This window comes from Acinetobacter sp. BHS4, from assembly GCF_018454425.1.
Taxonomy (GTDB): Bacteria; Pseudomonadota; Gammaproteobacteria; order Pseudomonadales; family Moraxellaceae; genus Acinetobacter; species Acinetobacter pittii.
Genome location: NZ_CP075323.1, coordinates 2,006,516 through 2,026,353 on the forward strand (window position 1 = coordinate 2,006,516; position 19,838 = coordinate 2,026,353).

24 protein-coding genes are annotated in these 19,838 nt (G+C 37.6%); 2 read left to right on the top strand and 22 right to left on the bottom strand.

Translation table 11 applies throughout. The annotated features are described in order from the left end of the window. Positions 1-34 precede the first annotated feature (34 nt). Positions 35-1,582 carry an NAD(P)/FAD-dependent oxidoreductase gene (locus KIP84_RS09555; RefSeq protein ID WP_213688355.1) on the top strand — a complete coding sequence of 516 codons (1,548 nt, stop codon included), beginning with the start codon at positions 35-37 and terminating at the stop codon, positions 1,580-1,582. Positions 1,583-1,628: 46 nt separating this feature from the next. Beyond that, positions 1,629-2,540, top strand: a complete 912-nt coding sequence (locus KIP84_RS09560; protein ID WP_213688356.1) for a lysine exporter LysO family protein — start codon at positions 1,629-1,631, stop codon at positions 2,538-2,540. Here the strand turns inward: KIP84_RS09560 and pyrF are convergent. From pyrF to KIP84_RS09670, 22 genes are all read right to left on the bottom strand, one after another. After that, positions 2,537-3,235 (bottom strand): orotidine-5'-phosphate decarboxylase, encoded by a 699-nt coding sequence (gene pyrF, locus KIP84_RS09565; RefSeq protein WP_063098720.1) that lies wholly within the window; start codon positions 3,233-3,235, stop codon positions 2,537-2,539. The two genes, KIP84_RS09560 and pyrF, sit on opposite strands and share 4 nt — an antisense overlap. Positions 3,236-3,412: 177 nt before the next feature. Further along, on the bottom strand, positions 3,413-3,778 hold the full coding sequence (locus KIP84_RS09570; protein ID WP_002121360.1) for a lipopolysaccharide assembly protein LapA domain-containing protein: 366 nt from the start codon (positions 3,776-3,778) through the stop codon (positions 3,413-3,415). Positions 3,779-3,803: 25 nt separating this feature from the next. Then, positions 3,804-4,106, bottom strand: coding sequence for an integration host factor subunit beta (locus KIP84_RS09575; RefSeq protein WP_002121337.1), 303 nt, complete (start codon positions 4,104-4,106; stop codon positions 3,804-3,806). Positions 4,107-4,262: 156 nt separating this feature from the next. Further along, positions 4,263-5,936, bottom strand: coding sequence for a 30S ribosomal protein S1 (gene rpsA / locus KIP84_RS09580; protein WP_002121348.1), 1,674 nt, complete (start codon positions 5,934-5,936; stop codon positions 4,263-4,265). A gap of 111 nt (positions 5,937-6,047) precedes the next feature. Next, positions 6,048-6,728: a (d)CMP kinase gene (cmk, locus tag KIP84_RS09585; RefSeq protein ID WP_213688357.1), complete on the bottom strand. Its 681-nt coding sequence runs from the start codon at positions 6,726-6,728 to the stop codon at positions 6,048-6,050. A gap of 10 nt (positions 6,729-6,738) precedes the next feature. Next, positions 6,739-7,179, bottom strand: coding sequence for an SRPBCC family protein (locus KIP84_RS09590; RefSeq protein ID WP_014206600.1), 441 nt, complete (start codon positions 7,177-7,179; stop codon positions 6,739-6,741). A 74-nt stretch (positions 7,180-7,253) separates the two neighbouring features. Beyond that, entirely contained in the window at positions 7,254-7,754 is a 501-nt protein-coding gene (tadA, locus tag KIP84_RS09595) for a tRNA adenosine(34) deaminase TadA (protein WP_213688358.1), read from the bottom strand. A 5-nt stretch (positions 7,755-7,759) separates the two neighbouring features. Further along, entirely contained in the window at positions 7,760-8,884 is a 1,125-nt protein-coding gene (locus KIP84_RS09600; protein ID WP_014206599.1) for an enoyl-CoA hydratase/isomerase family protein, read from the bottom strand. Beyond that, complete coding sequence (gene ung / locus KIP84_RS09605; RefSeq protein ID WP_005069527.1) at positions 8,881-9,594, bottom strand: uracil-DNA glycosylase; 714 nt, start codon at positions 9,592-9,594, stop codon at positions 8,881-8,883. Before ung ends, KIP84_RS09600 begins: the two co-directional genes overlap by 4 nt. A 53-nt stretch (positions 9,595-9,647) precedes the next feature. Then, on the bottom strand, positions 9,648-10,244 hold the full coding sequence (locus KIP84_RS09610; RefSeq protein ID WP_017386831.1) for a 6-carboxytetrahydropterin synthase: 597 nt from the start codon (positions 10,242-10,244) through the stop codon (positions 9,648-9,650). A gap of 227 nt (positions 10,245-10,471) precedes the next feature. Continuing rightward, positions 10,472-11,431 (bottom strand): type II secretion system minor pseudopilin GspK, encoded by a 960-nt coding sequence (gene gspK / locus KIP84_RS09615; protein WP_213688359.1) that lies wholly within the window; start codon positions 11,429-11,431, stop codon positions 10,472-10,474. Beyond that, entirely contained in the window at positions 11,432-12,187 is a 756-nt protein-coding gene (gspJ, locus tag KIP84_RS09620) for a type II secretion system minor pseudopilin GspJ (RefSeq protein WP_039761079.1), read from the bottom strand. Beyond that, on the bottom strand, positions 12,187-12,567 hold the full coding sequence (gspI, locus tag KIP84_RS09625) for a type II secretion system minor pseudopilin GspI (protein ID WP_002121425.1): 381 nt from the start codon (positions 12,565-12,567) through the stop codon (positions 12,187-12,189). The genes gspJ and gspI overlap by 1 nt, the downstream gene beginning before the upstream one ends. Further along, complete coding sequence (locus tag KIP84_RS09630) at positions 12,557-13,111, bottom strand: type II secretion system protein (RefSeq protein ID WP_039761075.1); 555 nt, start codon at positions 13,109-13,111, stop codon at positions 12,557-12,559. Before KIP84_RS09630 ends, gspI begins: the two co-directional genes overlap by 11 nt. A gap of 6 nt (positions 13,112-13,117) precedes the next feature. After that, the gene (locus KIP84_RS09635; protein ID WP_213689836.1) at positions 13,118-13,726 is read right to left on the bottom strand and encodes a TetR/AcrR family transcriptional regulator; all 609 of its coding nucleotides are present in this window, start codon (positions 13,724-13,726) and stop codon (positions 13,118-13,120) included. A 36-nt stretch (positions 13,727-13,762) separates the two neighbouring features. Continuing rightward, positions 13,763-14,536 carry a TatD family hydrolase gene (locus KIP84_RS09640; protein ID WP_005069538.1) on the bottom strand — a complete coding sequence of 258 codons (774 nt, stop codon included), beginning with the start codon at positions 14,534-14,536 and terminating at the stop codon, positions 13,763-13,765. Between the two features lie 17 nt (positions 14,537-14,553). Then, the gene (locus KIP84_RS09645; RefSeq protein WP_002121335.1) at positions 14,554-14,895 is read right to left on the bottom strand and encodes a PilZ domain-containing protein; all 342 of its coding nucleotides are present in this window, start codon (positions 14,893-14,895) and stop codon (positions 14,554-14,556) included. Positions 14,896-14,905: 10 nt separating this feature from the next. Further along, positions 14,906-15,886, bottom strand: a complete 981-nt coding sequence (locus KIP84_RS09650; protein ID WP_039761071.1) for a DNA polymerase III subunit delta' — start codon at positions 15,884-15,886, stop codon at positions 14,906-14,908. 13 nt (positions 15,887-15,899) lie between these two features. Then, positions 15,900-16,661: a 3-deoxy-manno-octulosonate cytidylyltransferase gene (gene kdsB, locus KIP84_RS09655; protein ID WP_213688360.1), complete on the bottom strand. Its 762-nt coding sequence runs from the start codon at positions 16,659-16,661 to the stop codon at positions 15,900-15,902. A 9-nt stretch (positions 16,662-16,670) separates the two neighbouring features. After that, complete coding sequence (gene lpxK / locus KIP84_RS09660) at positions 16,671-17,681, bottom strand: tetraacyldisaccharide 4'-kinase (RefSeq protein WP_069123106.1); 1,011 nt, start codon at positions 17,679-17,681, stop codon at positions 16,671-16,673. 2 nt (positions 17,682-17,683) lie between these two features. Further along, entirely contained in the window at positions 17,684-19,411 is a 1,728-nt protein-coding gene (msbA, locus tag KIP84_RS09665) for a lipid A export permease/ATP-binding protein MsbA (protein WP_069030654.1), read from the bottom strand. Further along, entirely contained in the window at positions 19,408-19,836 is a 429-nt protein-coding gene (locus KIP84_RS09670; RefSeq protein WP_005069548.1) for a biopolymer transporter ExbD, read from the bottom strand. Before KIP84_RS09670 ends, msbA begins: the two co-directional genes overlap by 4 nt. Between the last annotated feature and the right edge of the window lie 2 nt (positions 19,837-19,838).

Sequence of the window (19,838 nt, forward strand, 5' to 3'; positions counted from 1 at the left end):
CAATCATGTTTAAACTGATTAAAAAACGTTAGTCTTGCGAGCAATCCTCTTTTCAGCTTATGCAGGGTTTCCAATGCTAAACACAAAGCAATATGCTATTCAAAAAACTAAAATCGCTATTATTGGTGCTGGCTTTGGTGGCCTAGCAATGGCAATCCGTTTACTACAAAATCAACAGCAAGAGTTTGTTATTTTAGAAAAATCAAACGATGTCGGCGGAACTTGGCGAGAAAATCGTTATCCAGGTGCAGCATGTGATGTTCAATCTCATATGTATTCATTATCTTTTGCACCAAAAACAGATTGGACAAAACGCTATGCTGAGGGGCCAGAGATCTTTAATTATATTCAAGACATTACACAGAAATATAAAATTAAAGATTACTGCAAGTTTAACCATGATGTAACTCATGTCGAATATGATGAAACACGTCATGTGTGGATTCTAGATTTTAAGAACCAACCTTCTATAGAAGCGCAATTTGTAGTTTTTGCATCTGGTCCCCTACACATCCCACAAATTCCTCCTATCAAGGGGATAGAGAAATTCAAAGGAAAAGTATTTCATTCATCAAAATGGGAACATGACTATGACTTAAACGGAAAGTCAGTTGCATCTATTGGTACAGGTGGTAGCGCAATTCAATATATTCCTGAAATAGCCAAAGATGTTAAACAGCTCTATGTATTTCAAAGAACAGCTGCATGGGTAATACCACGAGATGAGCGTAAATATTCAAGCTTAAGTAAAGCATTATTCAAATCTTCTAATATTTATCGCCAGCTTCATCGTAGTCGACTTTACTGGAGTAATGAATCTCGCGTTGTACCCATTGTTCAACCTCAAATCATGAAGTATGGCCAAAAATTGGCAGAAGCATTCATACGTTTTCAAGTTAAAGATAAAGAGTTAGCAAAAAAACTTACACCTGATTTCGTTATGGGATGTAAACGTATTCTTATCTCAAATAAATACTTTCCTACTTTTAACCGAAAAAATGTTGAGCTAGTAACTGATAGTATTCAAGAGATTAAAGAAAACAGTATTATTACCAAAGATGGACAAGAAAGAGCTATTGATTGTTTAATTTACGGTACAGGTTTTATTACTGACCCACGTATTTATTTAAAACATTTCACATGTATCGGACGTAATCAAATCGAGTTAAAACAAGCATGGAAAGATGGCGCTGAAAGCTATTACGGAATTATGACCAAAAATTTTCCTAACCTATTTCAATTGGTAGGTCCTAATACAGTTCTAGGTCATAATTCGATTATTTTTATGATTGAATCTCAAGTAAATTACATTTTACAGCTTATTCAGTTAGTAGAAGAGTCTGGTCAAAAAGCAATTGAGATCAAACCAGATGTTCAAGATGCTTTTAACGAACGTGTTCAAAAGCAGCTTCAAGGAACTGTATGGCAAGCTGGTGGGTGTAGTAGCTGGTATCAATCTGCCGATGGTAGAAACTTTTCACTATGGCCAACTTACACATGGAAGTATTGGTTAGAAACTCGTAAAGTTAAGCCCAATGACTACTTACTTTTAAATAAAAGCTCACAGAGCTATGCAGCTTAAAATGTTCAAGACATAATAGGTAGGTTAATAACAATCTACCTATTATATGCAATCTTTTTATCTCATTATTCAAATCTTTTTAGCACTTGCTTCCGGTTATTTCCTAGCACCCAAACTATCTCTAAATATCCGACACTTTATATTTAAAATACTGCCCTATTTTTCTTATATTCTTTTAGCTAGTGTAGCTTTTGAATTAACCTTGGCACTTGATCAAATCGAGAATCCTTCTGCCATACTTCCACCCGCTATTATCATTGCTCTTACAACATCTTTTGGTTCTTTCTTTACGTGTTTATTTGCTTATACAATTTTTGATAAACAAAGTGTTAAAGGCAAAATTTCCCTACAACTTTTTGTAAATGCTTTAAAGAATATTGCGAAGGCTTTTCTTGCACTAGGTGTCGGTGTTTTATTCGGCGCTATCATTACTCAATTCACCTCACATATCGCATTTAATAGCTGGTATTTGTTATTACTTTTTATTTTTTTAATTGGTATCGAACTTGCCTTCACCCACTTTAACCGCACATGGTTAAGCTGGAAGATTTTAATTGTACCCTTAGCTGCTTTTATAGGGTCATGTATAGCGGGCTTTTTGAATTACTATTTGCTCAACAAGCATTTTACACTTAATGAAACTTTAGCTTTAGCACAAGGCTATGGCTGGTATTCAATGTCAGGGATTTTATTTACGCAATTACATTCGGCAGAGTTGGGTGGAATTGCTTTATTAACTGACTTATTTAGAGAAATTGTTGCCATTTTTCTAATGTATACCATGGGTTGGCGTTTTCCACGCCCTGCTATCTCAAGTGCAGGCGCAACCTCCATGGATGTTACCTTAGCAATGGTAAAACAGTCATGTGGTACACATTATGTACCACATGCCATGATGAGCGGCTTACTATTAAGCCTACTCGCCCCATTATTAATTAGCTTATTCCTAAATTTTTAGGCAATCGAAGCAAGAATAGACTTCAACATTTCTGTTGGCTTTTCTGCTTTAGTAATCGGTCGACCAATTACCAGATGCGTAGAGCCATCAAGCATAGCTTGCTTTGGAGTTACAATACGTTTTTGGTCGTCTGCATTAGAACCTTCTGGACGAATTCCTGGTGTTACCAGAGAGAAGTCTTGCCCGATCAATTCACGAAGAATCTTAGCTTCTTGAGCAGAACAAACCACCCCATCCAAGCCACTTTCTTTAGTTAATTTAGCTAAGCGCTTCACATGCTCTACAGGTTCAACATCTAAACCAATATCTTTTAAATCTTCCCGACCCATTGATGTGAGTACTGTCACAGCAATAAGTTGGGTTTGATAGTTACCCGCTTTTAAACGCTCCACACAGGTTTCCATCATTTTACGGCCACCTGAAGCGTGAACATTTACCATCCATACACCTAAATCAGCCGCTGCACATACTGCTTGAGCTGTAGTGTTTGGAATATCATGAAATTTAAGATCAAGAAAAACTTCAAAATTTTGTTCTTGCAGTTTTTTTACAACAGATGGGCCTTCATGAGTAAAAAGCTCTTTACCCACTTTTACACGACATAAAGCAGGATCAAGCTGTTCAACAATTTTTAAAGCGTCATATTGGCTTTTTGCATCTAACGCAACAATGATACTCAAGAGACTTTCTTCCATCATATAAAATCAGCGTTATTATAATAGACAACTCATGAAGGAATAAAGGAATGTAGAGAGCTGCTTTCCAAAATTAAAGCGATAAGAACAAAAGCATTTATATTTGGAAGAATAAAAGAAGAAATAAAATTTAGAGAGATACTACTCTTTACTCATTAATAAAGAGTAGTACGGGGATTATAGCGGAGTAGAATTTTTATCTTGCGGATAAATATCTACAACGGTTTTTTCATGTCTTACATTTGCAGCTGCTTCAGCCGCTGCTAATTGAGCACTTTGGATTTGTTCTTTTCTTAAATGGTCAATATCTTTACGCAGGCGTTTAATTTCCCAACCTTTTTGGAATACTCTGAAAACCTGTACACCAAGTAAAAGACCGACCACTGTTCCTAGTACTAATGTGAGTAGCAATAATAAGCCTAAACGCATAGCTGGAACTTGGGTAAATAACAAATCAACAGAAAGTTCTGTTGGATTCTGCAAAACAAGTGCTAAAGAATAGCCAAATACAACAATAAGCAATGCAATTAAAATATAACGCATAGGCACCCCGACTTATAAATTTTATTTATTTCCCAGATTCGTTTACTGCGTCACGAAGGGCTTTTCCGGGTTTAAAATGTGGAACAGCTTTAGCTGCAACTTCAACTGATTTTCCTGTTTTAGGATTGCGACCAACTCTTGGATCGCGGTGGTGTAAAGCAAAGCTACCAAAACCACGGATTTCAATTCGATTATCAGTTGATAGTGCTTCTATCATTTGATCAATCATAATTTTAACCGCCTCTTCCACCAAAGGTTCAGCTAAGTGTGGGTTTTTTAGCGCAATGCGTTCAATCAAATCAGACTTATTAAGAGCTTCAGTAGTCATCTACGACCTCGTTATTTATTGCTACTCTATGTCGTTCGATAATAACCTGTTTAAATACAAAACGGTAGCGCAGTATGTTGAATACTAGGCTACCGTTTACAGTAATTTGTATAAAAAGTACAATTCCGTTACATGAAACTGTACTTTGTTAACTTATTACTTCATTTGTGCTTTGATCAAGTCACCAATAGTCTTAGGACCATTGTCTTGACTTGTAGTTGCTGTACGTAAGCTAGCAACTGCTTCTTTCTCTTCAGCTTCGTCTTTCGCTTTGATAGACAAGTTGATAGAGCGAGATTTACGATCAACATTGATGATCTTCGCTTCAACTTCTTGACCAACTTCTAAGAATTTAGTCGCATCTTCTACGCGGTCACGGTTGATTTCAGAAGCTTTAAGAGTTGCTTCAACTTCGTCCGCTAACTTAACAGTTGCGCCACGAGCATCAACTGCAGTTACAGTACCTTTAACTAAAGCACCACGTTCGTTAGCAGCTAAGAAGTCATTGAACGGATCGCTGTTCAATTGCTTGATACCAAGGCTGATACGGTTACCTTCAGCGTCTACAGACAAGATAACTGCTTCAACAGTGTCACCTTTCTTGTAACGACGAATAGCTTCTTCACCTTGCTCGTTCCAAGAAATATCAGACAAGTGTACTAAACCGTCGATACCGCCGTTCAAGCCAATGAAGATACCGAAGTCAGTGATAGACTTGATAGTACCAGATACTTTTTCGCCTTTCTCATGAGCTTTAGCAAACTCTTCCCATGGGTTAGCACGAGTTTGTTTGATACCAAGGCTAATACGACGACGTTCTTCATCAACTTCAAGAACCATAACGTCAACTTCATCACCAATCTGAACAACTTTAGATGGGTGGATGTTTTTGTTAGTGTGGTCCATTTCAGAAACGTGAACTAAACCTTCAACGCCTTCAGCGATTTCAGCGAAACAACCGTAGTCAGTTAAGTTAGTTACGCGAGCTTTAACGATAGAACCTTTAGGGTAACGGCTCATGATCGCTAACCATGGATCTTCGCCTAATTGTTTAAGGCCTAAAGATACGCGGTTACGTTCACGGTCAAATTTAAGTACTTTAACAGTAACTTCTTGACCAACTTCAACAACTTCTGAAGGATGCTTGATACGCTTCCAAGCCATATCTGTGATATGTAGAAGACCATCAATACCGCCAAGATCAACGAATGCACCGTAATCAGTAAGGTTTTTGATTGTACCTGTAACTGTTTGACCTTCTTCAAGTTGAGCAAGTAATGCTTCACGGTCAGCAGAAGATTCAGCTTCCATAACAGCACGACGAGATACAACAACGTTATTACGTTTAGCATCAAGTTTAATTACTTTGAACTCTAACTCTTTACCTTCAAGGTGAGTAGTGTCACGGATAGGACGAGTGTCAACTAATGAACCTGGCAAGAATGCACGAACAGGACCGATGTCAACAGTGAAACCGCCTTTAACTTTACCAGAGATAACACCAGTAACGATTTCGCCATCTTCAAAGATTTTTTCAAGTTTAGTCCAAGTTTCAGCACGCTTAGCTTTTTCACGTGATAAAACTGTTTGACCCATACCGTTGTCAAGAGCTTCAACAACTACGTCAACAGTATCACCAACCTGAACTTCAAGTTCACGTTGTTCATTTAAAAATTCAGCACGGTCAACAATGCCTTCAGACTTTAGGCCAGTGTCAACAGTTACCCAGTCGCTATCGATGTTTACAACAACACCTTGGATGACTGCACCCTTTTCAACGTTGAGGTTTAATTCACTTTCTTCAAAGAGGGCTGCAAAAGATTCGGTCATGATATACCTGATAAATTCAGCGGTCTTGGATCAGACAAGGCCGGTTTAGTTAAGTATCAACATAGTCTTTATAGACTGATCAAGCTATGCTTCAACTGATAATTCTATTTACTAAATAGTACGGCTATCGACATAATCAACCATTAACTTAAATACCTGATCGATCGTTAATTCCGAACTATCAATGATATAAGCATCTTTGGCTGGCTTGAGCGGAGCAACTTCTCGCTCCATATCTCTTTTGTCTCGTGCCTGTATATTAGCTAAAATGTCGTTTATTTTAGCATCTAGCCCCATACCCTGCAACTGTTTTACTCTTCGCTCAGCGCGCGACTCGGCCGAAGCTGTCAGATAAATTTTGGCATTAGCTTCTGGAAAGATAGATGTTGCCATATCACGGCCATCTGCAACTAAACCAGGACTTTGCGCAAAAGCTCTTTGTCTTTCAAATAGTGCCTGTCTAAGCTCTGGAACCACTGCAACTTTTGAAGCGTACTCACCAACTCGCTCTGTACGGATTGTTTGAGATACATCTTCTCCATCCAAGAAGACCAAAATCCCTGAGGTAGATGTTTCAAATTTGATGTCCAGTTGACGTGCATATTGAATACATTCATCAAGCTGACTGTCTAATTTCTCTAATAAATCGTGTTTATGTAATGACAACCCCAATAAACGATATAAGGCACCCGAATCAAGTAAATGATATTGATAATGTGCTGCAATTTTTGCGGCCAATGTTCCTTTACCCGAACCACTCGGACCATCAATAGTAATAATTTGAACTGTCATTGAACTCTCACTAAGAAGCAAATGCTTTAGCTAATCTCGAAAAGCCTAGTGTAATGGCTAGTTTTAGCTGTGCAAGGATTAATTTACTGACCACTGGCGCTTTTGCCGTTAACTCGATGCGGTATGTAACTAAGGTAATGTATGGAGTAATCTCAGAAAACTCGATTCTACCTAAATGGTGTTTAATCAAAGGATTGTCTATTAATTTATACTCAATACTTTTATTTTCTTCCAACAATGTAATTTCTTCTTTAAGTGGCTTAATTGGACCAAATCCCATACGTCGAATTGAGCCTAAACCATCAGGTCTTTTAGAATCTGCGGAGTCTTTAACACGCACAACCTGTAAAGGTGCAAAAGCAGTATTGTAAGTTGAATGCTTAGAGAGCAAATTAAATACATCAGTCAGAGGAGCATTAAATTCTTTTTCTACGGTAATTACATTACGCATTGGATCGTCCTTATTAAATAGAATCATGACATTAAAACCGCGTTAGTTTGCCATAAGAGTATGTTAATTTTTAATCATTTAAGGACGTTTTTTTGTTGTTTATCTTGTTTCTTTTGCTCACGTCTTCGTTTAAAAAAATGGCTAAGCTGTTGTGCACATTTTTCTTGTAGACAGCCATTCTGAAATGTAAACCTATGATTATAATAACCTTGCTGTAATAACTGACGCGCACTCACCAAAGAGCCTGCTTTAGGTTCTGGTGTACCAAAAACCACATGTTTAATTCTTGCATGTACGAGCGCACCTACACACATAGTACATGGTTCAAGAGTGACATATAAAGTTGTATCTTCGGGTAATCGATAATTTTCTAAAGAGGAACACGCTGCACGGATAGCTTGAATTTCTGCATGTGCAGTTGGATCTAATAAAGTAATTGGAGCATTATAACCAGATCCAATTACTCGATTTTGGCTCACCAGAACCGCTCCAACAGGGATCTCACCCTGCTGAGCAGCTAATTCAGCTTGCTCGTAAGCAAGCTGCATCCAGTATTCATCACTATATTCAGTCATTTATTTTAGGTGATCACACCGTGTTGTCTAAGTAAGGCATTCCAGCTATCAATTGAAGTTACTGGTGGACAATCAGCCAATATACCTCTCAAGCTTAGATCGTCACATGGTTTCCATTCAGGAGATAAATCCTTATCAACTAAGCGTGCGCGAACACCTTCCACAAAGTCAGGATGACGTATTTTCCACTCAGAAATCTGAGCCTCTAGATCAAAGACCTCATCCCATGAGTGAATTTGTTTGCCCCATTGCCACAGTAACCAAGTAATTGCTGCAGTACTAGGAGATCCTTTTTGCAAATTCTCACTCGCTTGACGTAACCAATCACTGCTCGCATCACGTAAGCTAACAATAGCTTGATAGTCTTGTTCAAAATTAAAACCACGGCAAACGCTATGAATTACATCAAGTGAGTTTTGCAATGGACCTGCCGCAACAGGACGGTGCAAACTATTTAAAGTATCATCAATTGCTCGGAAATCCCCTGCAGGATAATGAGCCCAATTAATATTTAAAACTTTTTGCAAAACATTATCACGCTGTGCTTCACAAATATGTGTTGCCCAACCAATGCTATATGCTCCAGCAGCGGTCATGATTGAACCGGTTAAACCCGTAAACAAACCTATTGGACCACGATCTGCCAAGAAACGGCTCGCACCAACGTCAGGATATAAACCAATATTAATTTCAGGCATTGCTAAACGTGAATATGGTGTCACTAGACGGAATGGTGCAGCCATAAACAAGCCTAAACCACCGCCCATTACATAACCTTCTCCCCAAACCACAACCGGTTTAGCATAATTATGTAAAAGTAGATCTAAAGCATATTCCTGCTGGAAGAACTTATTTGCAGTATCGACTTCTTGATTTATAACAAGTTGGCGTAATTTTCTAACATCACCACCTGCACAAAAAGCTTTTGGTGTAGTTGAGTCTAACCAAATTGCTTTAACCTGTTCATCGTCACGGAAATCTTCAAATACACGCAATAATGCCGTTACGATTGATTCGTCTAAAGCATGTAACGATTTAGGACGATTCAAACGTACTATACGCCAGCCATTTTTTGCTTCTTCAACCACCAAGTCCGGGTGATAGTTATTTACATTGGGAGAGTTCATCATGCGTCCAATTGCCAGTCTATGGGCTCAATGCCATGTTGTTTCAAATATTGATTTGTTTTTGAAAACACTTTGCATCCAAAAAATCCCCCTCTATTTGCAGCAAGAGGTGATGGATGTGCGGCTGTTAAAACCAAGTGTTTATCTCTATTTATACGTTGTCCTTTGCGCTGTGCATAAGCACCCCACAAAATAAATACTATATGTTGTCTCTGTTCATTAAGAACATCAATAACTTCATCAGTAAAGGCTTCCCAACCCTGCTTTTGATGTGAAGTCGGCTGTCCAGCCTCAACGGTAAGCACACTGTTGAGTAAAAGCACGCCTTGCGTAGCCCATTTTGTTAAGTCACCATGGCGAGGAGCCGGAATACCCAAATCTGTATGTAATTCATGAAAAATATTGCGCAAAGATGGTGGTAATGCAATACCTTTTTGAACAGAGAAACTTAATCCATTCGCTTGGTTTGGCCCGTGATACGGGTCTTGCCCTAAAATCACAACTTTCACATCAGCCAGTGGTGTGGTATTTAAAGCATTAAAGATCTGTTTACTAGGCGGATATATTATTTTCTGAGCTTGTTTCTGTTGAAATAAGAAATCGCGCAAACTATCCATCTGAGGACTTAATAGAAAAGGTGCTAAAGATCTTTTCCAACTTTCTTCTAATTGAACTTTACTGAGTTTATCTTGCTGTTGCTCAGTTAATTGCATTAATGTCATCCTAGATCAATTTTCAATTCTACAAATAAAATAAGTAATTCGATTTATACTTCGACTTGCAAATCAACTTGAGGATTATTAAATTTAATCCCTTTTTTCAAGTCTTCATACATTTGTGGATTTGTCCACTCTATCTGAATTTGTTCTGAAAAAACAATTCCATCAAGGCTTAAAATACCCATTTGTTCGTTTTGAATATCTTCAATAAAGCTCTGAGCATATCCAGTATCAGTCTCATGAACAATAACAGAATATACTTCAACATCACCTTCCCCATTTTGAGTGACTGTTGATTGTAAAACTTGCTGAGCTAGATAAAAGAAAATACGTGAAAACTGTTCAGCCGATGGTGAAACAGGTAAAGAAATCCAACGAGCACTAAAAGTCTGACATGCATCAATATATTGAGAATCATCTTTTTCCCAAAAACAGATTGCGTGATCAAAGCTGTCGAATAGGTCTTTTATTACTCCTTTTAGGAGTCCAAAATCATAAACCATTTGCCCATGATCTAATTTCGAAGCTTTAAGCAATAACTCAACTTTATAGCTATGTCCATGAATTGATCGCTTACAACGATCCGATGTACAGTTACGTACAACATGTGCATTTTCAAACTTAAATAACTTACGAATTAACATGTGCCAAATCGATCATTCCTTCTAAGAACATTATTATAAAGCAAAAGACGAAAATTTCGCACCACTTTTCAATTAGAAACAATTAGCAAAAAGTATGATAAGACTGATGAAGAAATATTGAATATAAACATATAGAAAATTTATATTTACTTTAACGTTTAACTTGAGAAAAATTTATAATTACAAACTTAAAGAACATCAAAAGTAAATAAATCATAATTTTTCAATTAGTTAAAAGGCACTATATTTCTAGAATATACATAAACCTGCTTATCACTGCGCATTAAAGCACTTGTAAACTGTCTTTTTCTATTATTCAACACAACCTCAATTTGTGCTTGAAAAAAGTTCGACTTCACATCTAAAAGACTATTAACTTCAGTTTTCTTTTGTGGATCAACTGTTGAAAAAGCATTCAATTGCCATAATTCATCAATATTTTGAAAGAACTTTAAATTCTGTTGGCGTAATTGAAGTTCTTTTTCTATAGTCCCTAAATCTAATTTTTGATCAATACTCGCTAATACTAATGGTGATGCGGTATTAACATTCACTTTTGTATTTTCAGGTAATGCAGAAATATATGGTGCTATTAAATCATATTTCTTGCCTTCAAAACCTCTTACCAATTTCAACTCTTCTATACGATGAAATTTAGCATTTGAAGCCAAATAGCCAGGGTCAAGTCCTTCATAATAGTTACTTTCTGCCCCCATAGGGCCGCTTGGTTCATCATCTGGATCTTGCCAATCAATAACTGCTTGACTTAACTCTGCTGGCAATCCTACACGCACAAGCAATCGCTCAAACCAATTTTTAGCAGCTTCGTTTACCTTGCCTTCATTGGTCGTTAAATTGTTTAGATTAAATTTTCCTGACTCATCTAGTAAGCGCCCCGATACGGCTCCATCTTCTATTGGAAAAGGTGGCATTGGCTGAGCCCAACTTTCCTTTAAATGATCGATACCACCAGCATTATTTGCATCTTGAATTAATAATTCAGAAAAAAAAGCTTCTGCACTTTTTGCATAGAGTAATGACTGATTTTGACGCATCAAATAACCCGTATTTTCCATCGTATTAGTTTGATGCTTTGCGATAGAGGCAGCTAAAATTGTAGCCAAAGCAACCATTATCAAAATTGTGAGTAACGCTACACCTTGCTGATTTTTTTTATAGAGTAACATTTATTGACCTCCCTGTTTGGAGAGCGATAAGTCACCTTGGTTTAAGCTATAAATCCACTCATAACTTACACCTGCAACCGTGAGTTGCATTTTTATTCCTTTTGGCAACTTCCTAAATTCATCAGGTTTTGTAGGGTCAATGTTAACTTCAGGCCACTTTGTTACTTCTTGAGGTGTCAAAACCATAATTTGAAATTGTTCAACTTGGCTCAACAGCGTACTTGATAAGGGTTGCTCTCTATTTGAAGTATTTAAGTTACTATATTTTAGGCGATAAAGCTTTTTTTGATCAGGATCATATCGATATTCGATACGCTCAAAAGGTGATAATCCTTGCTTTAATGGATCAGTAACACCCGCCTTACTAAAGCGGAGAACTTGATTATCAATCTCTAAAGCTGGACGTAATTGCCCGCCTTGATTGGCTGATAAAGGTATAATTTGCAATGTATCACGCAAAACTTGTTGATAAGCATCTTGTAATTCAAATAGCTGCACTTCATGTTGAGTATTACGATCGCGAACTTTTAATAAATAGTCAAAAACCTTCCACCCCAACAAAGATAAAATAGCAAAAATTGCAATTGAAACTAAAAGCTCAACTAAAGTAAATCCTGAGCGAGGATTAACAAAGCGAAGCTTTGTCTGAGCGGAAGACGAAGAGCTTTGCTTAGAGTAACCCCTCATCATCTGCTCCGATCGTACCGCAAGACGGGAAGCTGAGCTTGGAGAGCGAAAACTTTTATTCTTTATCATTATTTTGCTTTCATTGGATAATTAAAAAATACCAAGTGAGTAATACCATTTTGAACTTTGCCCTTATCAGAATCATATAAGCTAATTTGTAAATCTACTTTCTGAACATTCGGGCTAATTGTAGATTGTGCAGATTTGTCAATCTGCCATGTTTCGCCTTGAGAAGTAACTTGCTTACTTTGAGTACCTTCAAGCCATTCCTGATTTATCTCCATTAAAGCAATTTCATTCATTGCTACAAACTGAGCTTTGGTTCTAAGAATTGCATTTGAGGTAGATTGAGTATATTGCATGGCTACTTTAGTTAACGCGACAGCCGCTACTGCAAAAATTGCTAAAGCAACCATTACTTCTAATAGAGTAAAGCCTTTAGATTTCATTTATTTTACCCAAATGATCAATTTGTATTTCTGAACCAATTGGTTTTTGTTCAAAGTAAAACTGTATTTTCACAGTTTTAGCTTCACCGTTACCGAACCAGATTAACTGCGGAGCCTGCCCTCCAATTAAATCGGTATTCGTAGCTTTTGAATAGTTTTGCTCATCTAAAGGTTGTATTGTAAACGATACATGTTTAGGCAACTGGCGTGTATTAAACTCAGAATATTTCTGCCAGCGATTTTTTAAATCTTGGACCTGTAATTTACTCTGGTCGTGATACTCATACAATTCATAAGAAAATGGTGAAACATCTGTTTCACTGAGAGTAGATAAAGCTAAAACACGAGACTGATCAAGCGACTCTTTACCAATTTTATGCATATCAAGCAAAAATAACTCTCTTGCTTGCATCGCTTTCTTTTGGTCAACCCCACCTATGTTGAGTAGAACTAAAGAAGTCATAATCGTCATAATAACAATCACCACCATCACTTCTATGAGAGTAAAACCTTTTTGGGATTTAAGTGGTGATTGAGATTTCATATCGACCTAAGCATATTGCTCAACAGCTTGTTTAGGTAAGGCTAAAGCCTGATCAATATAAGCCACTCTTAAAGTGTCTCTTGAACCTAAATATCGTTGATAAAAACTTGAATTGAGAATAGCTGCCGCACCATGAGTTAATGACCAAATAGAAGCAAGATAATCTCGTGTAGGCATACTGCTTTGAATAGATTCCAGGTAATGGTCTGTCATGCGAATGATAATTCGCAATCTCTGTTTACGCACTTGATAAAGTTCGTGAAAAAGATGATGTACGCCTTGAGCAGTGATTGAGAGTTTTTCCTCAATTTGATGAAATAAAACTGTTCGTTCAGGATGATGTAAATGATGCAACATGAAAAAGGCCAAATGCTCTGGAAAGGCTTTTTCAGTATCTTGAACCATTTCAAGTAACATACACTCATTACGAATAATCAACAGCATGTACAACTCATCTTTACTTTGAAAGTGTTTGTACAAAGTTCCTTTTGCTAAATCAAGCTCAGCAGCCAAGACATCGAGTGTCATTCCGGCTTCGCCATTTTCTAGCAATAATTGTTCCGCAACCTGAAATATTAATACTTCTCTTGCTCGGAACTGAGCCTGACGATCCATCTTCACGCAATTACTCTCTTATATAGTTTCTATAACCTAAATCGCTTTTAGCAAGTTCTCAAAATTTTGTGAGGTGATCATTGCAATTTCCTCAACCGATTTATCATATACATCACTGAGCGCTTTGGCTACATAAGGCACATATTTTGGTTCATTTGTTTTACCACGATATGGGACAGGTGCTAAATACGGGCTATCTGTTTCAATTAAAAGGCGATCTAGTGGAACCTGTTTAGCTACATCGCGCAAATCCTGTGCATTCTTAAATGACACAATACCGGAAAAAGAAATGTAATAACCACAATCAAGTACAGCTTTAGCAGTTTCCCAATCTTCAGTAAAACAATGCAGAATCCCATGTGTTGAGTGTTCAGCACGGATAATATCTACCGTATCATGCTTTGCTGATCGGGTATGAACGACAACTGGTTTTTTTACAATTTTTGAAGCTTGGATATGTCTTGCAAAACATGCTTTTTGCTCTTCAATAAAATCAGTACTGTGATAATAGTCCAGTCCAGTTTCACCTAAAGCCCATACTTTTTCTGATTGAGCCAATTCAACCAAATACTCAGTTGTTGCACGTGCCATTGTGCCCACATCCTCACAAGGGTGTACACCTACCGTATAACCAACATCTGCATGTTTATTTGCAATTTCAGCCAATGCAATATGGTCATCGAGATCAACGGAAATTGCCATAAACTTAGACACTCCTTCTGCTCGCGCCGCTGCAAGCGCAAGGTCCAGATCACCGTTATAAGGTGTTAAATCTAACATCGTTAAATGGCAATGCGTATCAACAAACACTTTTCTTTCCTATTTAATTACATCGTATAACTTGGACGGTCTAGAGACATACTACCAGCCAAAACTCGTTCTGCCTCAGTTTTATAGTAAATTCCCTTATCTCCGCTTAACTGAATAGCAAAACCTTGAGGTTTAAATCCACTTTGCTTATGGGAGATCCAGATTACTTTGCCTGTTAGAGGAATTTTTTGAGACTGCTCAGGCAAAGTCGCTAAAATGAAAATTTCTTGTCCCATCTTTACCTTTTGTTTTGATGGTACGAATAGGCCTCCACCTTGCACATATCCCATATAGCTTGCTTGCAAAGTAGCTTTATCAGGAATATTTACCTGAATAATCCCCCCCATTTGCGGCTGCATAGTTTTCCCCTTAAATATTCATTAACGTTATAAATAATTGATCAATAATAAGTTGGCTTTGTACATTTTGTTCAACAAGCTTTTTTGCTTGCTGTAATTCACTATAAATATTAAATAAGCTTTCTAAATCATAATATGGGCTTAACTGATCAAAATCTAAATCAGTATTTTTCTGTGGTTGGTTTAGCTTGACACAAATTAAATCACCCAACAAGTATTCAAAAAGCATTATAAAATCATTAAAACTTAATTCTTTTTGCCATTTGCCTGAGAAAAATAAAGGCATATTTTTTTGAGCAACAATTTTAAGCCAATCATTTAAGAAAACTTGCCTTTTCGCAAACCAGTCACTTTGAGCAATTTCTATTGCTTGTAAAGGCATATCATTAGATAAGCCAAGCAGTAAATCAGGCTGCACTTCCGCAAGTTCAGATAAATGCTCATTCAAATAAGAAGTAGCTTGCTCATATGAAATACGATCTAAAGCGAAATGTTGCAATCGGCTACGAATAGTGGCCGGTAGTTTAAGATAGTGATCAGCTAATAAAATTAAAACAACACGCTCGCCTGGTTCTTCTAAAGTCTTTAGCAAAGCATTTGAAGATGCCAAATTAAGTGCTTCTGCAGGCTCAATCACAATAACGCGCCAACCTTCTCCCGTTTGTTGTACGAAAGGTAGTAAGTCACGAATCTTTTCTATTTTAATTTTTGCATTCTGTTTTTTATTTTCCTCATCCGTTGTGATATGAACATAATTGGGATGAGTGTCTGATTTTAACCATTGACAACTACTACATTCACCACAAGCGCCCTGTGGCTGCTTATTTAAACAAAGTACCCATGCCAAAAACTGCTTAGCAAAAGCATGTTTCCCACAGCCTTGCTTGCCGTAAAACAAGAGACCATGTCCAATATTGGGAAACCTTGATGTCAAGGTGTCCCATGTTGTTTGCTGCCAAGGATAAACCTTTGAAGTAACATTCGGATTCATTAAAAATTAACGCTTATTCGAAAGATTCAACAGACATACTATTTAAGCGATCAAGATCAGCTTGAGTGTCCACACCTGGTGGCAAATTGGCTTCGGCTACAGCAATTGCAATTCGATGACCATTTTCCAAAACACGTAATTGTTCAAGGCTCTCCAACTTTTCAAGCTTCCCCATATCCCATGTTACGTATTCTTGTAATAAGTTCACTCGATAAGCATATAAACCTAAATGACGAAATGCTTGTGAATGTAAAGTCGGTTTATCATGCTTAGCCCCATCTCGATCATAAGGAATGGTAGCCCGGCTAAAATATAAAGCTTCATTTTGTTTAGACATGACTACTTTTACAATACTGTCACGCTGGAACTCATCTAAGGTATGAATCGGCTCACACAACGTAGACATTGAACAATTTGGTTTATTAACCAAAAGTTCTGCAACTTGCTGAACAAGTTGAGCTGGCAATAAAGGTTCATCACCTTGAACATTTACAATAATATCGTCTGCATCCCAACCCTTAATGCGAGCCACCTCACTTAAACGGTCTGTACCCGAAGGATGATCAGCACTGGTAAGAACTACATCAATTCCATCTGCACGGCAGATCTCAGCAATACGTTCGTCATCTGTTGCCACGCATAAATCATCAAAACCTTCGACTTTTTTTGCCTGATCCACTACACGTAAAATCATAGGACGGTTATGAATAAGCAACAATGGTTTACCTGGCAAACGCGAACTTGAGAAGCGTGCTGGAATGACGATGTGTTTCATTTTTTCTTCCTAAGATAATTGAATATCAAGTTCTTGCAATTGCATTTTTAAAACCTGATAACACTGTGTAGACAGGACAGCTTTAACAGGAACTACCCAAATAGATTGTTTAAATTCAGGATGTTTTTCAAGTAATGGTAATAGTTTAACTGCATCTTTTTCAGTTGTAATAAGTGGCAGCTCATCATTAAAAATTAAATCATTGATTGTGTAATCATGATGATCGCGAAATGCATGTTCTTGGAATTGCTTCACCCCTAGATCTTTGAGTGTTTGATAAAACCGTTGAGGAAAACCAATACCAACTACAGCATGATAATTATTCTCAAGATTAAGGCTTGGTTTAGAATTAGATAAAGGGTTAAGTAAATATGGCTGTCCTGTCTCGAGATGCATGTTTAATTCTGTATCAGGTTTATGAGTATGCTCAATCACTGTTCCAGTTTCTAAACGTTCAACAGGCTCTCGCAGATAGCCTTCAGGTAATAGTTTTTTATTCCCTAAACCACGATTTTGATCCAGTACAATCCACTCGATCTGTCGATCTAATGCCCAATGCTGCAACCCATCATCACTAATAATCAAATCTATTTCTGATGACTCAAGCAATAACTCTATTGCAGCCTGTCTATTGGGACCTACCGCCATTGGTACACTTGTAGCCTGAACAATTAATGCTGGCTCATCCCCCGCCTGAGTTACCTGGGCACCCGAGGTAACCAGCATTGGAAAAGGACCATTACCCCCATATCCCCGACTAATTACCCCCACTTTTACATCATGCTGCTGTAGATAATTCACTAGTTGTATGAGCAAGGGAGTTTTTCCACTTCCGCCTACTGTGATATTACCTATAACCATCACAGGTACGGGCGCTTTATAAACTTGCTTAAAACCTGAATTATAAAGATTACGATTTAGTAAAAACCCAGCCCGATACAAACAAGACAATGGACGTAAAGCAATCAACCAACTCGATTGTTTATTCCATGCATTCTGGATCAGCTGGGCTAATGACATGCTTAGTTATCCTCGAAATTACGCTGATGTAATTGATAATAAGCACCATGTTTTGCGAGGAGTTCTTGATGAGTACCTTGTTCAACAATTTGTCCTTGATCCATCACTACAATACGGTCAGCATTCTCAATTGTTGATAAACGGTGAGCAATGACAATCGTAGTGCGGTCTTGCATCGCTTCATCAAATGCTTGCTGAATAAAATGTTCAGATTCATTATCAAGAGCACTTGTAGCTTCATCTAAAATTAATATTGGAGCATTCTTTAAAATTGCTCGAGCAATAGCAATTCGCTGACGCTGACCACCAGATAAGTTTAGGCCCTGTGCCCCTAAAACAGTATCATAACCATTTGGTAAGTTCATAATGAAATCATGTGCATATGCAGCTTTTGCAGCGGCATGAATTTCCTCATCTGATGCACCTTGCAACTGACCATACGCAATGTTTTCACGAACAGTACGATTAAATAATACAACTTGCTGATTTACCATTGCGATTTGGGTACGCAAACAAGAAAGATCAATGTCATTAATTGGCAAACCATCTAAGTAAATTTGCCCACTTGATACTTCTTGGAAACGTACCAACATATTAACTAATGAGCTTTTACCAGCGCCTGAACGCCCAACTAATGCTACAGTTTGACCAGGGAGAATATCTAAAGAGAAATCTTTAATAGCTTGTACGCCATCAGCATAATTTAATGCCACATGATCAAAACGAATCGCACCATTTAGTTTAGGTTTCAACTGACCATTATTTTGCTCTTCAGGCAAATCTAATAGTTCAAAAACAGAATGAGCTGCCGCCAAACCACGTTGTAACTTTTCATTAACATCAGTCAGGTTTTTTACTGGTTTTGCTAATAGACCAGCAGCTGTAATGTAAGCCACGAACTCACCAGCACTGGTATTACCTAAAATCTGTGGTCGTAAAGCTAACCATACAATAAGGGCCATCGCACAAGCCATCACTACCTGAACCACAGGGCTATTCAGGTTTTGTACAATTACCATTTTTAAACCACGTTTTAAGTTTTCTTCCGATGATTTATAGAATCGTTCTTGTTCAAACTCTTCACCAGCAAAAGTTTTTACTACAGCATTACCATTGATACTCTCTTGCACAACGTGATTCACATCACCCATCGTATCTTGAACCTGTAATGAGAGTTTTCGCATACGTTTTGAAGCTTTACGTACCAATACACCAATTACGGGTAAAAATACAAAAATACATAGCGTAAGACGCCAATTTGTATAAAACAGATAACCCAATAATCCTAGAGTAACCATCCCATCTCTAACGATGGTTCTCAATGACTCTGAAGAAGCTGCCGTTAGCTGCTCAACGTTATACATAATCTTGGCAGTAATATGGCCAGATGAATTATCTAGGTAATATTGTGCCGGTAGTCTTAAAAGTTTGGCATATACTTCTTGGCGAATACTAAAAACTAAACTACGTGAAATCACCGCAGTATAGTAACCTCCCATAAAAAGGCCTAAGCCACGGAAAAAAACCAATAAAATGATTAATAATGGGAACCAATCCAAATTAGCTCTACTGCCATTTTGGATTGCATCAATAATAAATTTAATCAATTTAGCAACGGAGACTTCTGTTGCTGAGTTAATACCGAACCCGATAAGAACTAATAAGGCCACGCCCCAATAAGGTTTTAAATAGGCTATGAGACGCAAATAAACCTTAAAATCTTGATTCACTCAGAAAAACCTCTAGAAGGAACTTTGGTACTAATATTGATGTTAACAAAACCGAGCTGTCCTGCTACATCCATAACGCGAATTACATCCTGATGAGACGCTTTGGCATCCGCAGCAATGATGAACATAAAATCACGGCGCTCTTGAGCAACTTGCTTAATCGCAGTACTCAGATCAGCAACCTCTTTAGACGAAAGTGCCTGACCATTTACAGCATAATGACCAGAAGAGTCTACCACGACTTCAATTTTGTGATCGTACTGTTTTGGTGGAACACCTTGTGCATCTGGTAACGTTAAATTGAGGCGACTTGGCTGATTAAAAGTAGTCGATAGTAATAAAAAAACCAAAATGAACAACAAACAGTCAATCATAGGCGTTAAATTGATATGAATGTCTTCAACCTGAGAACGTTTAAATTTCATCT

What these genes read in the sequence shown, in the direction of transcription:
- KIP84_RS09600 (WP_014206599.1), bottom strand. Translation starts at nt 8,884, where the DNA reads ATGATGAACTCTCCCAATGTAAATAACTATCACCCGGACTTGGTGGTT.
- tadA (WP_213688358.1), bottom strand. Translation starts at nt 7,754, where the DNA reads ATGACTGAATATAGTGATGAATACTGGATGCAGCTTGCTTACGAGCAA.
- gspJ (WP_039761079.1), bottom strand. Translation starts at nt 12,187, where the DNA reads ATGATAAAGAATAAAAGTTTTCGCTCTCCAAGCTCAGCTTCCCGTCTT.
- KIP84_RS09670 (WP_005069548.1), bottom strand. Translation starts at nt 19,836, where the DNA reads ATGAAATTTAAACGTTCTCAGGTTGAAGACATTCATATCAATTTAACG.
- gspK (WP_213688359.1), bottom strand. Translation starts at nt 11,431, where the DNA reads ATGTTACTCTATAAAAAAAATCAGCAAGGTGTAGCGTTACTCACAATT.
- KIP84_RS09570 (WP_002121360.1), bottom strand. Translation starts at nt 3,778, where the DNA reads ATGCGTTATATTTTAATTGCATTGCTTATTGTTGTATTTGGCTATTCT.
- KIP84_RS09635 (WP_213689836.1), bottom strand. Translation starts at nt 13,726, where the DNA reads ATGGATCGTCAGGCTCAGTTCCGAGCAAGAGAAGTATTAATATTTCAG.
- ung (WP_005069527.1), bottom strand. Translation starts at nt 9,594, where the DNA reads ATGCAATTAACTGAGCAACAGCAAGATAAACTCAGTAAAGTTCAATTA.
- rpsA (WP_002121348.1), bottom strand. Translation starts at nt 5,936, where the DNA reads ATGACCGAATCTTTTGCAGCCCTCTTTGAAGAAAGTGAATTAAACCTC.
- kdsB (WP_213688360.1), bottom strand. Translation starts at nt 16,661, where the DNA reads ATGAAACACATCGTCATTCCAGCACGCTTCTCAAGTTCGCGTTTGCCA.
- KIP84_RS09650 (WP_039761071.1), bottom strand. Translation starts at nt 15,886, where the DNA reads ATGAATCCGAATGTTACTTCAAAGGTTTATCCTTGGCAGCAAACAACA.
- pyrF (WP_063098720.1), bottom strand. Translation starts at nt 3,235, where the DNA reads ATGGAAGAAAGTCTCTTGAGTATCATTGTTGCGTTAGATGCAAAAAGC.
- KIP84_RS09610 (WP_017386831.1), bottom strand. Translation starts at nt 10,244, where the DNA reads ATGTTAATTCGTAAGTTATTTAAGTTTGAAAATGCACATGTTGTACGT.
- KIP84_RS09575 (WP_002121337.1), bottom strand. Translation starts at nt 4,106, where the DNA reads ATGACTACTGAAGCTCTTAATAAGTCTGATTTGATTGAACGCATTGCG.
- gspI (WP_002121425.1), bottom strand. Translation starts at nt 12,567, where the DNA reads ATGAAATCTAAAGGCTTTACTCTATTAGAAGTAATGGTTGCTTTAGCA.
- KIP84_RS09645 (WP_002121335.1), bottom strand. Translation starts at nt 14,895, where the DNA reads ATGCAGCCGCAAATGGGGGGGATTATTCAGGTAAATATTCCTGATAAA.
- KIP84_RS09630 (WP_039761075.1), bottom strand. Translation starts at nt 13,111, where the DNA reads ATGAAATCTCAATCACCACTTAAATCCCAAAAAGGTTTTACTCTCATA.
- lpxK (WP_069123106.1), bottom strand. Translation starts at nt 17,681, where the DNA reads ATGTCATTAGCCCAGCTGATCCAGAATGCATGGAATAAACAATCGAGT.
- KIP84_RS09590 (WP_014206600.1), bottom strand. Translation starts at nt 7,179, where the DNA reads ATGCGTAATGTAATTACCGTAGAAAAAGAATTTAATGCTCCTCTGACT.
- cmk (WP_213688357.1), bottom strand. Translation starts at nt 6,728, where the DNA reads ATGACAGTTCAAATTATTACTATTGATGGTCCGAGTGGTTCGGGTAAA.
- KIP84_RS09560 (WP_213688356.1), top strand. Translation starts at nt 1,629, where the DNA reads ATGCAATCTTTTTATCTCATTATTCAAATCTTTTTAGCACTTGCTTCC.